The following is a 614-nucleotide window of genomic DNA, read 5'->3' as shown; positions in this document are numbered from 1 at the left end:
TGGCATGCCGCCGGCCTGATCGGCCAATTGCGCGGCTCGCAGAACATGACGCGGCTGGCGAAATATTCGGCCGACCTTTACGTCAAGCTGGAAGCCGAGACCGAGGTCGGCACCGGCATGCGCCAGGTCGGCTCGATCACCGTGGCGCTGACCGAGGAGCGCAAGCACGAGATCTACAGGCAGGCGTCGCTCGCCCGCGCCTTCGACGTCGATGTGCGCGAGATTTCCCCCAATGAAGTCAAAGAGATGTACCCGCATCTCAACGTGTCCGACGTGGTCGGCGCCGTGCATCTGCCGCTCGACGGACAGTGCGATCCCGCCAACATCGCCATGGCGCTGGCCAAGGGCGCGCGCCAGCGCGGCGCCACCATCGTCGAGAATGTGAAGGTTACCAAGGTCCATGCCAAAGCCGGCCGCGTCACCGGCGTGTCCTGGGCGCAAGGCGAGGAACAAGGCACCATCGAGGCCGACATCGTCGTCAACTGCGCCGGCATGTGGGCGCGCGAACTGGGCGCGCAGAACGGCGTCACCATTCCGCTGCACGCCTGCGAGCATTTTTACCTCGTCACCGAGCCGATCCCCGGCCTCAGCCGCCTGCCGGTGCTGCGCGTGCC

At 66.4% G+C, this 614-nt stretch carries 1 protein-coding gene; it reads left to right on the top strand.

Translation table 11 applies throughout. The features are described from left to right. Positions 1-614 (top strand): NAD(P)/FAD-dependent oxidoreductase (locus NKJ26_RS33485; protein ID WP_352700132.1); only part of this gene is annotated, 614 nt, incomplete at both ends.

The sequence above is a fragment of the Mesorhizobium sp. M0152 genome (assembly GCF_040322415.1).
In the GTDB taxonomy this organism is placed as follows: Bacteria; Pseudomonadota; Alphaproteobacteria; order Rhizobiales; family Rhizobiaceae; genus Mesorhizobium.
Note: the sequence above shows the minus strand (reverse complement) of the source record. Positions and strands in the feature narration are given on the sequence as shown.